Origin of the sequence: Microcoleus sp. Pol11C3 (assembly GCF_036701485.1) — a bacterium.
GTDB lineage: Bacteria > Cyanobacteriota > Cyanobacteriia > Cyanobacteriales > Microcoleaceae > Microcoleus.
This window is the reverse complement of the sequence record NZ_JAUBQW010000001.1, coordinates 87,188-103,440: the sequence shown is the minus strand read 5'-3', so window position 1 is coordinate 103,440 and position 16,253 is coordinate 87,188. Positions and strand designations below refer to the sequence as shown.

Sequence of the window (16,253 nt, the reverse complement as noted above, 5' to 3'; positions counted from 1 at the left end):
GTTGAAACCCCGCCTGCCTATCTCCTCTCATTCTCTCTTTCTCTGCGTTCTCTGCGTTCTCTGCGGTTAAATAAAAAAATCTCTAATAGAAAACGAACAATCCCAAATTCAATGCCTCAATTACAAAGATTAGCAATTACTGCCCCTCAAATTTGCGATCGCCAAATCGACTTAACCAGAGAACAGCAGCATTATTTAAATCGAGTGCTACGTTTGCAAGCGGGCGATCGATTTATTGCAATGGACGGGCGGGGACATTGGTGGTTAGCAGTCCTAGAAGCCCAGGAAACCGGGTTATTTGCCTCGATAGCAGAGGAGATTGCTGTCAACAGGGAGCTACCCGTTGAAGTAACTTTGATGGCGGCATTGCCGAAGGGAAACGGCTTTGACGAGGTTGTGAGACAGGCGACGGAGTTGGGTGTGGCAAGTATTGTGCCGGTAACGAGCGATCGAACTTTGCTCAAACCAAGTGCTCAGAAAGTCGATCGGTGGAGAAGAATTGCTGCGGAGGCGGCGGAACAGTCGGAACGTCAATTTGTGCCGACGATTTTAGAGCCTGTTTCATTTGATATTGCTGTCAAAGATTGCGGTCAAAAAAATCGATTTATCTGTGTTGCTCGCGGCGACAATCGGCATTTATGGGATTGTTTGATTGGTAGTTTCGATCCCCCCTTTGTAGGGGCGGTGTCCCCGTACCCGCCCCCGGCTGGGGGAGAATTATCGATTGTGATTGCTGTTGGGCCGGAGGGTGGATGGACTGACGGTGAGGTGAAAAGAGCGATCGAATTTGATTTTGAGCCTGTTTCTTTGGGGAGTAGAATTTTAAGAGCGGTGACAGCACCGATTGTGGCTTTATCTTTAGTTGGCGCGGCATTTGAGAAGTGCTAATATCAACAAATAACAAAGAATTCATCAGATAGGTGGGTTGACGGGCAATGAAAATAGAGTTGAGGAAAGATCGATCGCCCTTTTGGTCGCTAGCGCTTTTGGCAATTTTGGGTACAACATCAGTTTCTGCACAATCTCCGAGCTTTCCCATTGCTCAACAGATTAATTGCGATCGCCCGCAAGGAGATGCACAAGTCAGAACTTGTATTCGGTTGAGTTATGAGGCCTCGGATAAACGACTGAACGAGGTTTACAAAGAACTAACTTCCTCATTGAGCGACGAAGAGCGCTCACTTCTTACGGAAGCACAATTAGGATGGATTAAGTTAAGAGATAAAACCTGTGAATTTGAAGTTTATAAAAGTCGTGGCGGTACCGGTTATGGAGGTTTCCTTAATGAATGTTTGGAGCGCATGACGAAACAGCGCACTGCGGAATTAGAAAAGTATTTAAAATAGAGATAAAATAGCAAGTACAGCGTACAATACCTGACAACAATAAATAGAAACAAGTATTTATGAAAAGCCGATCGCCCTTCACCCTCACCCTCACCGTCATCTCAGCAATTGTAACCACCATCGTCCCAGCAGTTTTCGCCCAGCGACAGCCATCAGCCAACGAAATCTACATCGATAAAAATTGCGAGCGCAATCAGCAACTACCGCAACTTGAAAGATTCACTATCTTTAGCAGAAACGAATTTACAACTAACGGTCAAAACTATTTGTTCTACGCCGCCCGTTATCTAGACGGAGCCGTGCTTTTCTGTACCTCACAACCCAACTTCAATCAACCTAAACCTCTAACAGCCAAACAAATACAATCCCAATTTATTGACAAAATACTCCGAGACCCCAACAACAAAACAGCCTTTATCATCGCTGTCAGAGAAGGAAATGGCCCCGAAGCACCCGTGACCAATTACGGCTTAGAATTGAGCAATGTCGATCGCCCAAAACTCACCTCCATTTCCATCCTAAAGCAGCGGGGAAACCTCAAAGAAGGCGAATCCCACCAACACACATTTCAAGGACGGGCAGGTCAATCTATCACGATCGACCTCAAAAGCAGAGCATTCGACCACAACATAACACTGTTAGACACCAACGGCAAAAATATTGCCCAAAAAACAGGCAACTCCCAGAATCGCCGAGAGTCTCAACTCACCGTAAAATTGCCTAGTAACGGCACTTATAAAATAGTTGTTAAAGGAGGCGATCGTACAAGCAAAGGTTCTTACAGCTTAAGCATTAATTCCAATCAACTTTAACTTATATTTATTTTCGTATCCACTCAACATCCCTCTCCACACATCCGCGTTCATCCGCATTCATCTGCGGTTAAAAAATCCAAATCTTAAATTTTCCCAACACCCCAAAATCCCAAACTAAAATAAAAGCGAAAGTTGTTAACCACTAGCATAACCACCCAAACATCAGCCAAGATAGAAACAACGCCATTCCCGCAACCGCCATGACAGACATCAACCAAATAGCCGCCGCCCTAGAGAGTAAAGACTACAAACAAGCTGCCCAACTCATCAAACAACTGCAAAAAGAATCGCCCGAAAATCCGTGGGTGCAATACTACATCGCCCGCTACTACGAACTCACCAACAACCTCGAAAAAGCCCAAACAACCTATAAACAAATACTCCGCGACATCACCAACCCCAAAATAGTGTTCCAGACACGCCAAGCTATTCAACGGATTGAAACGGCACAACAAAACCTCCGCCAACAAGCCATAGAAACCGCCAAAAACGACCCCAGCAACCTCGAACCCGGACTCCTCATCCTCGAACCCGTGAGTCCCGAAAACAAACCCGCCGCCATTCAAAATATCAGCAGAATCTTTAAAATCGACGCCTACACAACCCGGATGCAAATCCAAAGCCGCGGCTGGAGACTTTACAAAACTGGCCCCATCGCCGAACTCCGAATTTACGGTCAAGAACTCCTCAAGGCCGACATTCCCGTATTTTGGGCAACCCTAAGCGATATTCAAAAAATCCAAATCTTCCGAGTGCAACACTTCCAGTCTCTCTCTTCCCCAGCCGTTGTTTGCAAAGATAAATTCTCACGACTCGGTGCGATCGAATTTAACTGGTCAGAAGTTACGCAAAGAGTAGAAGGCTTGTTGCCGATGTTCATCGAAATCATGGACTACTCCCCCAACCGAAGAACCGAGCAATTTCGCCACAAAGAAATCAGGCAAGATTACGCTCAAATCTGTGACTTACACATTCCCAGCAGAAACTGTATTCTGCGAATTTGCGACCAAAGTTACGAATTCCAAAAAGGAGTTGACTTCACCAAAGCTTCTGCTGATATCCCCACTTCACCGAACCCGAAAAACAAAACATCCAGAGTCAAAAACTCTCCACAGATTCCTCAAAGTACCACCCGACTTAACTGGAATAACTTACTGGAAATATTCGATCGCCAGCTTGACGTTACAGTTTTGTCAGAATTTACGCCCTTTGCCGAGACAGTGCTCGATTACACTAATATGTTGAGCAAAATCGAATCTCATATAGAAGTCGAGCGCAAATCCGAAACTCCTTGGGACTCAGCTTTTCAGCTATACAGCGCATTAGCCTTCCTCAGAAACCCAGAAAATAGGGAATAGAACAAAGAGTTAAAATTAAAAATGAGTAATGTCATTTTTTTTATTTTTAACGCCAGCATTGGGAATTATCCCATGCCCAATTCCCTATTATCAATTCCCTATTTCCTACTTCGTTTTCACCTGACGAGCCATTTCCCGGAAATTGTTCATGCTAGGGCCTGGGGTGCGACGACTTCCAGTTGGTGTCGGCATTAAATTATTAGGAGCAAAAGTCCGATTCGGTTCAGCTTGACTCGGAACTTTCCCGTTAGTTGCTGCCGCTGCAGGTATCTTAGCGGGTTCCGCATTATTAGCAGCAACGCTAGCGACTGGTTCCTTTTCTTTCTGAGACTTTTTCTCTACCTTAGCCTTCTTAGCCGGTTCTGACTTCTCAGACTTAACAGGCTCAACTTTTGCCGGTGCGATCGCAACAGGCTCAGCCTTCTTGGCAACAGGTTCAGCCTTCGCAGGCGCAACTTTTGCTGGTTCCTTAGCTCCAGATTCGCCCAAATCTAGGAAATATTCAGACTTTTTCAAGCCCAACAGTCTGCCGAAAAAGCCGAAAATACCGCCGAAGAAATTTTTGATAAAACCAAACATTAGACTTACTCCTTTTGTTCTTTTAGAGAAATTTGTACAAGCTTGTCAACAAAGTTAGATTACGAGCTAGGGCAACCTTTGTCTACATTTATTCATCAAAATTTACATTGGGCTATCTCTAAGCTACCTCATCAAAGCAAATTTTAGGTATAAATACTCGCACTGCTTTGCACTTATTTACAAGTATCTCAGAATTTGTTAGCGATTCGCACTAATTGTCGATCGTACCTCGATCCGATTCCCTAGCTGTCCTAGTACGGGTCACACTCCCTAGGGGAGTGATTTATGCTTTAATCACCAAGCAATTTTCTTTTCAAATGAACAGTTCGCTCGATCGCAATCCCGTCATCCTCATACACGGCATCTGGGACACAAAGATTATTTTCAACACAATGTCCGCCCGCCTCACCGAACTCGGATGGTCAGTCCACAGCCTCAACCTCACCCCCAACGACGGCAGCCTCGGCCTTGACTTACTGGCCAAGCAACTCGCAGACTACATCTCTGAAACCTTCGATCCAGAACAGCCTTTAGACATAGTAGGCTACAGCATGGGCGGCATCGTCAGCCGCTACTACGTCCAGCGACTCGGAGGAATCAACCGCGTACAGCGTTTCATCACCCTATCTTCCCCTCACCACGGCACCCTCACAGCCTATTCCCTACGCCTACCAGGATACCTGGATATGCGCCCCGATAGTCGTTTACTGCGCGATTTGAATCAAGATGTCACAATGCTCAAACGCATAAACTTTACATCAATGTGGACGCCATTTGACATAATGATTGTACCAGCGAACAGCTCCCAAATGCCAGTAGGTAAAGAAGTTAAAGTCAACGTTTTGCTGCACCGCCAAATGGTGACAGAATCCCTAAGTATTAACGCATTAGTTGAAGAACTCAAAGCACCTATAGAAAATAAAGTTTCCACTTAAGAATGAATAGCAATTTCAGCCGCAACCCAGTCTTGCTAATTCACGGAATCTTCAGAAAATCGGGAATTTTTCACAAAATGTCTGGCTACCTGACACAACTGGGATGGTCAGTATATACCCTCAATCTCTCGCCCCATTGGGGCAACGCCAGCATAGACGAATTAGCCCAACAAATAGCAGATTATATAGACAAAACTTTTGCGACAGAACAGCATTTAGATATAGTAGGGTTGAGCATGGGCGGTCTAGTAACTCGCTACTACCTGCAAAGGTTAGGTGGCATTAACCGAGTGCAGCGATTTATTGCAATATCTTCTCCTCACAGCGGTACTTGGATGGCTTACACTCTCTGGGGAAAAGGCTGCGTTCAAATGCGTCCTGGCAGTGCTTTTCTGGAAGATTTAAATCGAGATGCAGCCTTGTTGGAAAAGCTCAATTTTACTTCTATTTGGACAGATTGGGATTTCATCATCGTACCTGCTTCTAGTTCCCAAATATCTGCTGCCAAAGAAGTAAAATTGTCCGTATTCGCCCATGCCATGATGGCGAGGCATTCCAGCAGTTTAAAAGCGGTCGCTGAAGCACTTTCAGAACCCTTGAAAGTTCATGATTAACCGTTTGATTCATTCTTGTATAATGTCAAATTTTGTAGGGCGGGTTTTACCAATAATAATGGCCTAAAACCAACAATCTCGTAAACCCGCCCGCACATGAGGCAAATCGCTACCGGACTAGATATCAAACTGCATCGCCAACTTCAGCGTATTCGCTGCGACCAAAAATTGCTTCAGCTTCACAATAATACTTGAACTCAAGTATATTGTGGAAAGGGTCTTCTAAGAAGAAAGTACGGTGTTCTGTAGGCAAACCGACAAATCGCCGTCTCGGTTCTTGATAGAAATTTAAGTTGTTTTGCTGGGCTTTCTCTAACAACGCTTCCCAGTCAGCTTCGGAAGTAAAAATTAACCCAAAATGCCGGGGATAGATGCCTCGCTGAGGCGTCAAAGGTTCGCGGCTAACGTGGGCGACAATTTGATGGCCACACAAACCCATAATCGCAGAATTTGGCGATTCGCGACCTAGTTCGCAGCCGAGCCCGTCTACATAGAACGCTTTGGTTTGGGCAATATCGGTCACTGGGAAGGCAAGATGAAATAAGACTTGGTTCATGGAGGTACAAAATGCAGAATTCTGAATTGTTCTTTAATTATTTATCTTGGTCTAATCCTTGGTTGGTGGCGATCGCCCTAAATACAGTTTTACTCGCGATCGCCACCATTGCTCCTAAAAAGTTGCTCACTCCCGCTGGCCAATTTCACGGCTGGGTATTGGGTGTCCTCATCTGGGGCTGTTTGGGATGGCAAGGCTATGCTGTGGTGATGTTTTACTTTCTTGTCGGATCGGGAGTTACCCGCATCGGCAAAGCCCAAAAAGAAGCAGAAGGCATAGCCGAAAAGCGTTCAGGCGCCCGAGGCCCCGAAAATGTCTGGGGTTCGGCTTTAACCGCCACTCTTTGCGCTTTGGGAGTTTTGGCATTATCTATTTTAGGAGATACAGGCAAAATGTCTGTGCCACAAGATGCTATTTCCCTGCTATTGCTGGGTTACGCGGCGAGTTTTTGCACCAAACTTTCTGATACCTGCGCTAGCGAAATCGGCAAAGCTTACGGGAAGCGGACTTTTTTGATTACCAGCTTGCAGCCTGTACCTAGGGGTACGGAAGGGGCCGTAAGTTTGGAAGGAACGATCGCAGGTATTGTCGGCTCAATTCTGATTGCGTTTTTGAGTTGGGCTGTCGGTTTAATTGACTTGACAGGAATTGTTTTTTGTGTTGTTGCAGCTTTTATTGCCACGAACATCGAGAGCGTCATTGGGGCGACGGTGCAATCAAAGTTTGAGTGGCTGACGAACGAGGTGGTAAATTTTTTTAATACACTCATAGGAGCGATCGCAGCGATCGTTTTATTGGCGACCTGGCGAGCTTTTTTAGCTTAGTTAATCCTGGACGCATTCGCGACCCAAGAAACCGAGTTTTTTACGATAATTCAAGGCACTAACGCAGTATTTTTCGAGAGAAACTCGGTTTCTGCCTGCAGGGCTATTAGTTATTAACTATTAGTCATTAGTCTCAAGGAATCAACTCATGACTAATGATTAATAACTAATCGAACTAAGCGTCGTCTTGCGGCCCAAAAACCATTTGTACAATCATCGTCGGTTCGCCCTGCTTGTGATAGCGATCGGCCCAATTGCGAATAATCTCATCTAATTCCTCAACGGCTTGGTCGAGGCGTTCCGGCGGAATATCCAAAGTCTCCATAACTCGCATCACCTTCGGTTGTTTTTCGGCCCAATCCTTCATCAGCCGGAAATATCTAGCCGTATCCTCCACCATAGTAAATGTCCGCTCTTCCTGCTCTGCCGGAGAGTAAGTAGCGCGGCTGAGGGCATAAAACGGCATTCCCCAAGGAGCATCAATGCGAGTAACTGTTCCCGAATAGATCAAGCGCCGCTTGATGTGTTCTGCTAAAGCTTCGCTCAAAGGCATTCGCCTTTCTGGAGGCATATCTTCTTGCGATCGCCTGTGCAGAAACTCGATCAACTCCATAAACTGAAAAGAATTGATCAGTTGAGCGTCAGGGGGATTAGGAGGAATTTTGCCTTCGAGATATTTTTTTTCATCCGCAGTCAAGCTGTTTCCCGGAATGCGAGCGCGTCCCGGCATCCAACCATACTGTTCCAGCCAGACATAAGGAAACTGAATCAAATATCTAGGTTCTTGGGAACCCAACATTTTCAGCAATTTTCCCTTAGTAAGAGCTTCCCGGACTTCTTCAACAATCACCTTCACCCGTTTAGGCTCAATGTGATGCAAGTGTCCGGTCATTCGCAGGTTGTTGTCCTCCTCCATATAAGTCATATAAATGGCACACTTAGCCGCCGTTGCGGCCGCGTCTAGAAACGCCCCGTGCCTGTGCCCACTGGTTCTCATGGCGCTAAACGCCAGATATAGCATGATCTGATCCATTGCACTAGGGCTGAGGCTTTTGACCAGATCCAAAGAGTCATTTTTCATCACTATCCCCGAAATAGCCAAACTTGGAGGCATCTTGTCATCCTCCATTAAATTATTGCGAGAGCGCCGAATCAAGCATAGCCGACAGTCGCCGGAAAGCTTACCAGCTACCCTAATATTCAGGTTAGTTAATTTCCCTGAGGTAACAGGGGCATGGGCTTAAAGGCGATCCACACCGCATAAGTGGTTCTTAATTGGTGGCGAATTTAAGTAGATTGCTGCACCCTCTGTGCTGACAGTTTACCTATATATAAGTTAGTTATCGCACGTTAATTATAGTGCAGCCATTGAAAATTCAACCCTACCTGCGGTGGGGAGAAAGTAAATAACTGTTGCGATCGGAGGAATTTGAGGCGACTCCGAGCTGATTTTGAATAGTCATGGATGCCGAAACCCGGTTTGATCAATTAAAATAAGGGGTGGAGGGGGGATATCGGTGGAAAGACCCGGATGCTTCGCGGCTTGTGGGTAATTTCTGTTTAATTGAAGAATTCTGGATCTCCTGGGTTTATGGTAAATACGGTATCAGACACAACTGTTAGCGATTCTGTGATGCCCTTGGAGTAAGGATATGCGGTTTGTTTATCAACATAAACTCAGGAGAGCCAGAATTTTCCAAACAAAACCGCCATATACTAGAATCTATATCTAGGTAGATGGCGGTTCCCGGTTTATATGCTATCATTTATTACACAAAAAACAATCTCCTAATAACTGTCCACAAAAAGTGCAGTTGTCGGTTAACCTGAAAAACTAGAATCCTAGAAAATCCGATCGCTCGAATGAACGGCCCGAACCAAGTCAGTGGTGATAATCGCTTACGTCCGATGCCCTTAGAAATTTTGTAGCGCATGAGTGTAAACATTAGGCTGGGTAAAATCCCTGCGTCCGCTGCCCCTATGAGGAACGCGATCGGGATTTTGTTGAGTTTGGGCTGATAACATATATTGGGCGGTGGCAGTTTCGAGCATTGGAAGTGGAGATTCAACAGCTCGAGCGGCAGTGGCACTCAAGGTAATGCCCAACAGGCTTAGTAAAGCAATTGCAGTGTAGGTGTGCATGGGTAGTATCCGTGTCAGTGTCTATTACCTGATACAGACTTGCCCCGATCGATCAGGATAGATATCTGTGCAATTTTCGGATCTCTGCAAAAAACCTTACCTCTTCAATTCTACTGCTACCGACAGCAGCCAAGCACCTGCCGAATTCAGCCTGCCCCATACTGTCAGAGGCTTTTCGGTTTCGCACTTCTGTAAAAATCTGTCGGTTTCCGAGTCCAAAGTCACGAGTTGCCAAGTTTGACCGGCTAAGGCTGCGGGGCTTGTCAGCGTTAGTGTCCAGTCTTGTTCGCCGAGGCGACGGAAAATGCCAGAAAATGGGGTGTGGGTATTTGCTGTTTGACTGCTTGGTTTCTCTACTGACTCCTGACATTCGCCACTGGCGGGATATGCTTCAGGTCGATCGAGATAATAGCGTTGCCAATCCAGCCAGTCCGATCGCCCCCGTGTCAAATTAAATAAAGGAATAACTGCCGCACTCGCCTCCGAATCTTGCAGCAAAGCTTCCTGCAAAACTCTCACCGGTAAATCCCGCGGCTGACATCCAGATTCCGCGCACAAAGCCGCCGCCATCCCCGCCGCCTGTCCAATATTCATTACCGTCGGTTGCAAGCGAGTTGCACCGTTGGCGATGTGAGAGACGGAAATATTTTTTTCGCAGACTAGCAAACCGTCTGTATTCGCAGGAATTAGGGCGCTGTAAGGAATGGTAAACGGAGTGCCTGTCCAGCGGCCGCCCCAGCGGATGGATTTTGGCTGCAAGGGAATGTCGCCGGTGGTATAGTGGTGGTCATTGGCATAGTTACCGATCGCAATTGTTTCACAAATGCCCTCAGAATTTATCGGCAACTTCGCGACTCTTCCGCCGACAATAGGCAAAATATCTTGTTCTCTGACTGTCCTTATCCCTCGCAAGCGACGACTTTCTCGGTAGTAAGGATGTAAGGCAAAGGAAGCAAGAAGGGAAAAATTTTGTTGATTTTCGATCTTTGAAATGGGGAAAATATTCTGTGCTAGGCCGTAGCGGGGGCCGAGTTGCGTTTGAATGAATCGGGCGAAACTTTGACTGTGCCACAGACTTTCTTGCAGGAATTCTTGTCGAGATGCTTCAGATTTAATGAGTCGATCGACTCCTTCACCATAATCATTACCTCTCTTCGGCCAATTAATCATCAACAATCCACCCGGAAGCCTGCCATAATTGAGAAATTGCTCAGGAGTGTAACCGTCCCAAGCACCCGTAAATTGATCGGGATTGTCAACAGGCGGCGCGGGAATTTCTGGCGTCACCGCACCTAAGCCAAAGTCCTGCATAATTGCCACCCAAGTCGGAGCTTGCACCGAATAACGCTTTGTGAGATCATTAGAGGCGATCGGCGCGCTGGGTTCTCCCCAATCGGCTTGGAATTCCCAACCCCAGCGATGCCCAACCTCTGCTAAAGCCAGCAACTCTCCCAATTCCGTTGCATCCAAAGTAATTTTGGCCGAAACCGTAAAATCTGCAAACCGGACGCCAGAAAGGCGATCGCCTTCCATCAGCACATCTTGAGCAATTTGTCCATAAATCCAGTGCAAGTTCGGCAAACACTTCACCCAATCAGCGAAAATTTCAGCACCGATGCGGGGATCGTAAGTAAAAAAACTGACCCAGCCCCAATCCAAACCTCCTGGCTGTCGCTGCTGGAGTTCCCGGAGAAACGCGCCCCACAAACCGGTTTGAAAAGCTGCTAATTCATTGCCATCGGGGGCCGAAACGCCAGCAGAAGTCAGCATTCCTCCCAGCCAGGGGAATTCGCTTACTAAAATAGTTTTGGCACCTCGGCGGGCTGCTTGCACGGCTGCTGCGGTACCGCCAGTGCCGCCACCCACTACCAAAACATCTGCTTTCAAAACGGAAGACATAGGCAATACCATTTGAGATTTTAGGTTTATTGCGAAAGGCTCAGTCAGGTGCTCGCTCCCGTTAACTCTGCGGATAGATGTTCGGTGTGTGTCATTTTGTCATAATGTAAGGTAACGTTTTTTGTAGCCCGCACCCTGCGGATAGATGTTCGGCGTTTGTGATGCCCAAGAGAATTTTACTGTGTCAAGAGTTTACAAATAATAAATCGGGAATTAGGCAGCGAGCGCACAATTTTGTTACTAAATGACCGAATAATCGATCGCAACTTTTGATTTCTCATTTTTGGCGCGCCAATATTGGCAATATGACACCGCGAATAACGATAATAGAAAAAAGGGAACAGCATCTATAAAGTTTTACGTCTTAATAATTTCCCAGTAACTAATTAATGGCTGAAAATGGACAAAGGTTTTATTTTGTGGTTCACCGGGCTGAGCGGTTCCGGCAAGACAACTATAACCAAAGCTCTCGAACCCGAATTGAAGGCAAGAGGTTGCAAAGTTGAAATATTGGATGGAGATGTCGTTCGCACCAACTTGTCAAAAGGTTTGGGATTTAGCCAAGAAGACCGAGATACTAATATTAGGCGGATTGGATTTGTAGCTCACCTGCTGAGCCGCAATGGAGTAGTCGCAATGACCGCAGCTATTAGCCCCTACAGAGCAATTCGCGACGAAATTAGAGCAATGGAGCCAAATTTTGTTGAAGTATATGTCACAGCGCCGTTAGAAGTGTGCGAAGGTCGCGATGTCAAGGGGCTATACGCTAAGGCCAGAGCAGGAGAAATTAAGGGTTTTACGGGAATTGACGATCCTTATGAAGAACCGGTCAATCCTGAGATTATTTGTTACACAGAGCGAGAAAGTGTGGAAGAGAGTGTTAAAAAAGTTCTGACCAAGTTAGAGCAGTTGGGTTACATTTGAGGTTGGCGGGGTTGGATGAGGATAAAGGCAAAAAGCGATGGTGGTAAAAAGTTATTCGCGCGGCGTGCAACGTGAGAAAAAATCTCACCCTTGTGTCCCCTTCGCGGAGAGTCCAAGGGAAGAATTTCTCCCGTTTCCTGCAAGGAGAGGATGTGAGGGAGACGTTTCCAGCAAAAGCTGCAAGCTGGGTTATTGGGCAAGCAATGCTGTCAAAAGTTTAATGATTCAAAGTTTAACAGTGTCAGTGCTGGCGGCGGCGGTGGGTTCATCTCCTGCGGCGGCCCAGTTTTTGCCTCCTCCTCCTCCTGCTTCCGGTTCTCCTGTTCCTGTACCGGTACCTCTCGCACCGGGATTTCAGGGATTTGGGGCAAGTGCACCTTCAAGTGTACGATCGGAAGTTTACACTTTGGGAGCGGGCGATCGTATTCAAATGGACATCTTCAACGTCCCGGAATACAGCGGCCCCAACGGTCAACACCAAGTACAGGCCGACGGTTCCCTCAGTTTGCCGTTAATTGGCAGCGTTTCGGTGTACGGGATGACCTTAGAACAAGCTTCTAATGCTGTTAAAGACAAATACGGCAAATACCTCAAACGTCCTTGGATTACCCTGAAACTGCTAGCGGCGCGTCCTTTGCAAATTGCGATCGCGGGCGAAATCAACCGCCCCGGAGCTTATACAATATCCTCAGCAGCAGGTCCCGGAGGCACAGCAGAGCAAATGGGAACTCAAATGCCAACGATATCGCGGGCTCTGCGAATGGCCGGCGGAATTACCCAGTCAGCAGACGTGCGGCAAATCAAAATCCGCCGCCCCCAGCGCAACGCAGCGGAAGAAATTATTAGTGTGGATTTGTGGGAATTATTGCAAAACGGCGATTTGCGCGCTGATATGACTTTGCGCGACGGCGATACTATATTTATTCCCACTGTAACTAGCCTTAACCGCCAAGAAGCACCGACTTTAGCAGTAGCTAATATTACCGGACAAAGCACTCAACCAATTAATATTGCTGTGGTGGGCGAAGTAACTCGCCCCGGTACTTATACTTTGGCAAAAGAGGCTCCAAGTAGGGTACAAGAGAATGAAATGGGTGCAAATTCGGGTTTGTTTGCTGCCAGCGAAACAAACAGCGGGGAAACTGTTTTGCTGCAAACTGTAACGAGGGCAATTAAAATGGCGGGCGGCATTACGCCGGTAGCTGATATCAGACAAATACAAGTTCGCCGCCTGACGCGGGCGGGTACAGAACAAATTATTAATGTGAATTTGTGGCAACTTTTGGAAGTGGCAGATGTATCCCAAGATTTAACGCTGCAACAAGGAGATACGGTTATCGTTCCCAAAGCCGAAAATCTCGATGCAGCCCAAGACGACAAAGTGGCTAATTCTAATTTTTCACCTGATACGATTAAGGTGAACATTGTGGGAGAAATCGTGAGACCGGGAGCGATTGCGGTGGTGCCCAACACTACTTTAAATCAAGCGCTGGTAGCAGCGGGAGGTTTTAATAAAGCGCGGGCTGAAATGGATTCGGTGGATTTAATTCGCCTCAATCCTAATGGCACTGTTTCGCAGCTAAATGTTAAGGTGAATTTTTCCGCAACCGCTAATGAGGAAACTAATCCCAAACTGCAAAATAATGATGTAATTATGGTAAGGCGATCGGGCCGCGCTACGTTCTCGGATAATGTAGGCGGGACTCTCGCTCCTTTAAGCCCGCTGTTAGGAATATTTCGGTTGTTCAATATTTTTCGGTGATTTGAATTGACTAGGATTAAGGTTTCATAAACCAGTTTTCTAGAAAAATTTTCGGCTTGGCAACAAAATATCTAGGAATCCACCGGGTTCCTGAAAACGGCGCCCGCGGTACAGACGTTTAAACTAATAAGTTGTAGAAATCAAATGAAACCAGGGAACAAATCTCAAATAGCACTGTTTAATAACCATAAAAAAGCCGCTGAGCTGCAAAAAACCTCTTCCGTGCTTTATGAAGAAGAGCAATTTTTAGGCAGAAACCAAATAGAGGAAAAAGAGTTAAATTTTTGGCAAGTTTGCCGCAGTCGCTCCATCTTAGTCATCGGCGTAGCAGCGGCAGTGACCACCGGGGTTTTTGCATGGACGCTAAATCAAAAAAGCGAGTATGAAGGGCGCTTTCAATTATTAGTAGAACCAGCAGTTACGCAAAATACTTTAGCAAAAATCTACTCCGGTGAGCTAAAACTGCAACCAGCGGCCCCCGCGACGAAAGAAAATTCCGGTTTTGACTACGAATCGCAAATTCAAGTTTTGCAAAGCCCGCAAGTAATGTCCCCGATTATTAAACAGTTGCAGGCTAAGTATCCCGAAATAAATTACAACTACCTATTGAACCAAAAAGCAGGTAATTTGCCGTTTTCTCAAGAAACTAGGTTGTCAATTGATCGCTTCAAAAATACCAAGATTATCGAAGTGAGATATCGGGATTATGATCCGAAAAAAATTCAGTTTGTTTTGGAAAAAGTGGCGCTAGGCTACCGCAACTACAGCGTGCAAGATACCAGAACTCAAATTAGTCAGAGTCTGGATTTTGTGAAATCGCAAATTCCCAACCAGCAAAAGCGCCAACAAGCTCTGCAAACAGAAATTCAAAAGTTGCGCCAGCAGTACAATTTCATCGACCCACAAGTTCAAACCCAACAACTCGCGCAGCAAATCAGCAAACTTCAAGAGCAAAGATTGGACGCGCAAACGCAGCTCAATCAGCAGAGATTGCTCTATGCCAATCTGCAAAATCAGCTCGGATTAAACCAGCAACAAGCGCTGATGGCATCTGCTCTGAGTCAAGCTCCCCGCTATCAAGGAATGCTGACTCAATTGCAGCAATTAGAAGGGCAAATTGCGATTAACTCGGCTACGTTTACAGACCAAACTCCGCAAATGCAATTGTTGCGAGAACAGCGCAAGAACCTGATTCCTTTGTTGAAGAAAGAAGCCCAACAGGTTTTGGGAACTGATTTGGCTAAGGTAAATTCGCAAGTGCTGGCTTTTCAAGATCCGGTGCGGATTAAGTTAATCGAGCAGTTTATCGGTACTGCTAATTTAATTCAGGTTCTGGGGGTGCGGAATCAAGTTTTGGAACAAGCTGCTAAGCAGTTGAATCAATACTCTCAAGGATTCCCGGTGATTTTGCGACGCTATTCCGATTTGCAACGGGAGGCGGAGTTGACTAATAATACGCTGAATAGTTTGCTGGCAAAACAGCAAGCTTTGCAGCTTGAAGCTGTTGGCCAAAAAGAGGTAGCTTGGGAAATTATTGCTAAGCCGGAAATTCCGCGCTACAAAAATGGCGAGTTGATGGCTGTGGCTCCGATTATGCCTTTGAATTTGGCTTTGGGGGGATTGGCTGGTTTGCTGTTTGGTATGCTGGCGGCGCAATTGGCGGAACGGTTTAACAATAAAACGGTGTTCCAAACTCCAGAGGATGTCAAACAGTCGATTCGCCTGCCTTTGTTGGGGGTAATTCCTGCTAGCGATAAAATTTTGAGACTTCCTCCTGCTGAGACAAGTCCGGTGGATGTGAGAATTTCGCCGATGCCGACGGACGCTTTTCAAGAAGCTTTTCGATCGCTCAATGCGAATATTCGCTTACTCAACCTTGAGACTCCGATCAATTCTTGTGTAATTACTTCTTGTCAAGTAGCTGACGGCAAGTCTACTGTCGCAGTAAATCTGGCGCGGGCGGCTGCTGCAATGGGCCAGCAAGTGCTGTTGGTGGATGCGGATTTACGACGGCCGCAGGTGCACGAAATGCTGGGTTTACCGAATTGGCAAGGCCTCCACAATGTGATTGCTGAGGATTTGGATGTGGAAAATGTGATTTTGCCATCGCCCCGCGATGAAAACCTCTTTGTGTTAACATCGGGGCCAGTTCCTCCTGATCCCACAAAGGTGCTTTCTTCCCGCAAAATGCAGCATTTAATGGCAGCTTTGGCAAGTCATTTTGACTTAGTTATTTACGATACTGCGCCGCTTTTGGGTTTGGCGGATGCCAATTTGTTGGCGGCTCACACTAACGGATTGATGCTGGTAGTAGGCCTGCATCAAACTGAGCGGGAGGCGCTGGTGTTGGCTTTTGAAGATTTGAAAATGGCGGGGATTCCGCTATTGGGAATGGTGGCGAATAACGATAAAGGCAGTAGGTATTACTATCAGTCTTATGTGCAGGATTACATTCAGGAATAGTCTGTTTGAGGAAGAGAATTTGAGAAATGTAGAGTG

At 46.4% G+C, this 16,253-nt stretch carries 15 protein-coding genes; 10 read left to right on the top strand and 5 right to left on the bottom strand.

Annotation, left to right across the window (positions count from 1 at the left end; all coding sequences use genetic code 11):
• Positions 1-111 precede the first annotated feature (111 nt).
• The 4 genes from QUA40_RS00450 (at position 112) to QUA40_RS00435 (ending at position 3,519) form a co-directional block, all read left to right on the top strand.
• Positions 112-888, top strand: a complete 777-nt coding sequence (locus tag QUA40_RS00450; protein ID WP_333120884.1) for a 16S rRNA (uracil(1498)-N(3))-methyltransferase — start codon at positions 112-114, stop codon at positions 886-888.
• A 47-nt stretch (positions 889-935) separates the two neighbouring features.
• A complete protein-coding gene (locus tag QUA40_RS00445; protein WP_333120881.1) occupies positions 936-1,346 on the top strand; it encodes a lysozyme inhibitor LprI family protein in 411 nt (136 codons plus the stop codon).
• Positions 1,347-1,405: 59 nt separating this feature from the next.
• The gene (locus QUA40_RS00440) at positions 1,406-2,158 is read left to right on the top strand and encodes a PPC domain-containing protein (RefSeq protein ID WP_333120880.1); all 753 of its coding nucleotides are present in this window, start codon (positions 1,406-1,408) and stop codon (positions 2,156-2,158) included.
• Between the two features lie 203 nt (positions 2,159-2,361).
• A complete protein-coding gene (locus tag QUA40_RS00435) occupies positions 2,362-3,519 on the top strand; it encodes a tetratricopeptide repeat protein (protein ID WP_333120878.1) in 1,158 nt (385 codons plus the stop codon).
• Between the two features lie 105 nt (positions 3,520-3,624).
• Here the strand turns inward: QUA40_RS00435 and QUA40_RS00430 are convergent, their stop codons facing one another.
• Positions 3,625-4,098 carry a hypothetical protein gene (locus QUA40_RS00430; RefSeq protein ID WP_333120877.1) on the bottom strand — a complete coding sequence of 158 codons (474 nt, stop codon included), beginning with the start codon at positions 4,096-4,098 and terminating at the stop codon, positions 3,625-3,627.
• A 317-nt stretch (positions 4,099-4,415) separates the two neighbouring features.
• On the opposite strand from QUA40_RS00430, the gene QUA40_RS00425 reads away from it, so the two are divergent.
• Together QUA40_RS00425 and QUA40_RS00420 are read left to right on the top strand one after the other, a co-directional pair.
• A complete protein-coding gene (locus QUA40_RS00425) occupies positions 4,416-5,033 on the top strand; it encodes an alpha/beta fold hydrolase (protein WP_333120875.1) in 618 nt (205 codons plus the stop codon).
• Positions 5,034-5,035: 2 nt separating this feature from the next.
• Positions 5,036-5,647, top strand: coding sequence for an alpha/beta fold hydrolase (locus tag QUA40_RS00420; protein WP_333120873.1), 612 nt, complete (start codon positions 5,036-5,038; stop codon positions 5,645-5,647).
• Between the two features lie 124 nt (positions 5,648-5,771).
• On the opposite strand, the gene QUA40_RS00415 is transcribed toward QUA40_RS00420, so the two are convergent.
• Positions 5,772-6,203, bottom strand: coding sequence for a VOC family protein (locus tag QUA40_RS00415; protein ID WP_333098932.1), 432 nt, complete (start codon positions 6,201-6,203; stop codon positions 5,772-5,774).
• An 11-nt stretch (positions 6,204-6,214) separates the two neighbouring features.
• On the opposite strand from QUA40_RS00415, the gene QUA40_RS00410 reads away from it, so the two are divergent.
• Positions 6,215-7,027: a TIGR00297 family protein gene (locus QUA40_RS00410; RefSeq protein ID WP_333120872.1), complete on the top strand. Its 813-nt coding sequence runs from the start codon at positions 6,215-6,217 to the stop codon at positions 7,025-7,027.
• A gap of 175 nt (positions 7,028-7,202) precedes the next feature.
• Here QUA40_RS00410 and hetR read toward each other — a convergent pair whose 3' ends face one another.
• The 3 genes from hetR to QUA40_RS00395 all read right to left on the bottom strand — a co-directional run bounded on the left by hetR (position 7,203) and on the right by QUA40_RS00395 (position 11,068).
• Positions 7,203-8,108, bottom strand: a complete 906-nt coding sequence (hetR, locus tag QUA40_RS00405) for a heterocyst differentiation master regulator HetR (RefSeq protein WP_333120995.1) — start codon at positions 8,106-8,108, stop codon at positions 7,203-7,205.
• An 833-nt stretch (positions 8,109-8,941) separates the two neighbouring features.
• Positions 8,942-9,169 carry a heterocyst-inhibiting protein PatX gene (gene patX / locus QUA40_RS00400; protein ID WP_333120870.1) on the bottom strand — a complete coding sequence of 76 codons (228 nt, stop codon included), beginning with the start codon at positions 9,167-9,169 and terminating at the stop codon, positions 8,942-8,944.
• A gap of 96 nt (positions 9,170-9,265) precedes the next feature.
• A complete protein-coding gene (locus QUA40_RS00395; RefSeq protein WP_333120869.1) occupies positions 9,266-11,068 on the bottom strand; it encodes an FAD-dependent oxidoreductase in 1,803 nt (600 codons plus the stop codon).
• A gap of 399 nt (positions 11,069-11,467) precedes the next feature.
• Here QUA40_RS00395 and cysC point away from each other — a divergent pair, with 399 nt between their 5' ends.
• From cysC to QUA40_RS00380, 3 genes are all read left to right on the top strand, one after another.
• Positions 11,468-11,992, top strand: coding sequence for an adenylyl-sulfate kinase (cysC, locus tag QUA40_RS00390; protein WP_333120867.1), 525 nt, complete (start codon positions 11,468-11,470; stop codon positions 11,990-11,992).
• A gap of 37 nt (positions 11,993-12,029) precedes the next feature.
• The gene (locus tag QUA40_RS00385) at positions 12,030-13,754 is read left to right on the top strand and encodes an SLBB domain-containing protein (RefSeq protein ID WP_333120865.1); all 1,725 of its coding nucleotides are present in this window, start codon (positions 12,030-12,032) and stop codon (positions 13,752-13,754) included.
• Between the two features lie 144 nt (positions 13,755-13,898).
• Positions 13,899-16,217, top strand: a complete 2,319-nt coding sequence (locus tag QUA40_RS00380) for a polysaccharide biosynthesis tyrosine autokinase (RefSeq protein WP_333120863.1) — start codon at positions 13,899-13,901, stop codon at positions 16,215-16,217.
• The last annotated feature ends 36 nt before the right edge of the window (positions 16,218-16,253 follow it).

What these genes read in the sequence shown, in the direction of transcription:
- QUA40_RS00435 (WP_333120878.1), top strand. Translation starts at nt 2,362, where the DNA reads ATGACAGACATCAACCAAATAGCCGCCGCCCTAGAGAGTAAAGACTAC.
- QUA40_RS00445 (WP_333120881.1), top strand. Translation starts at nt 936, where the DNA reads ATGAAAATAGAGTTGAGGAAAGATCGATCGCCCTTTTGGTCGCTAGCG.
- QUA40_RS00415 (WP_333098932.1), bottom strand. Translation starts at nt 6,203, where the DNA reads ATGAACCAAGTCTTATTTCATCTTGCCTTCCCAGTGACCGATATTGCC.
- QUA40_RS00440 (WP_333120880.1), top strand. Translation starts at nt 1,406, where the DNA reads ATGAAAAGCCGATCGCCCTTCACCCTCACCCTCACCGTCATCTCAGCA.
- QUA40_RS00385 (WP_333120865.1), top strand. Translation starts at nt 12,030, where the DNA reads ATGGTGGTAAAAAGTTATTCGCGCGGCGTGCAACGTGAGAAAAAATCT.
- QUA40_RS00410 (WP_333120872.1), top strand. Translation starts at nt 6,215, where the DNA reads ATGCAGAATTCTGAATTGTTCTTTAATTATTTATCTTGGTCTAATCCT.
- QUA40_RS00450 (WP_333120884.1), top strand. Translation starts at nt 112, where the DNA reads ATGCCTCAATTACAAAGATTAGCAATTACTGCCCCTCAAATTTGCGAT.
- QUA40_RS00420 (WP_333120873.1), top strand. Translation starts at nt 5,036, where the DNA reads ATGAATAGCAATTTCAGCCGCAACCCAGTCTTGCTAATTCACGGAATC.
- cysC (WP_333120867.1), top strand. Translation starts at nt 11,468, where the DNA reads ATGGACAAAGGTTTTATTTTGTGGTTCACCGGGCTGAGCGGTTCCGGC.
- patX (WP_333120870.1), bottom strand. Translation starts at nt 9,169, where the DNA reads ATGCACACCTACACTGCAATTGCTTTACTAAGCCTGTTGGGCATTACC.
- QUA40_RS00380 (WP_333120863.1), top strand. Translation starts at nt 13,899, where the DNA reads ATGAAACCAGGGAACAAATCTCAAATAGCACTGTTTAATAACCATAAA.
- hetR (WP_333120995.1), bottom strand. Translation starts at nt 8,108, where the DNA reads ATGAAAAATGACTCTTTGGATCTGGTCAAAAGCCTCAGCCCTAGTGCA.
- QUA40_RS00430 (WP_333120877.1), bottom strand. Translation starts at nt 4,098, where the DNA reads ATGTTTGGTTTTATCAAAAATTTCTTCGGCGGTATTTTCGGCTTTTTC.
- QUA40_RS00425 (WP_333120875.1), top strand. Translation starts at nt 4,416, where the DNA reads ATGAACAGTTCGCTCGATCGCAATCCCGTCATCCTCATACACGGCATC.
- QUA40_RS00395 (WP_333120869.1), bottom strand. Translation starts at nt 11,068, where the DNA reads ATGTCTTCCGTTTTGAAAGCAGATGTTTTGGTAGTGGGTGGCGGCACT.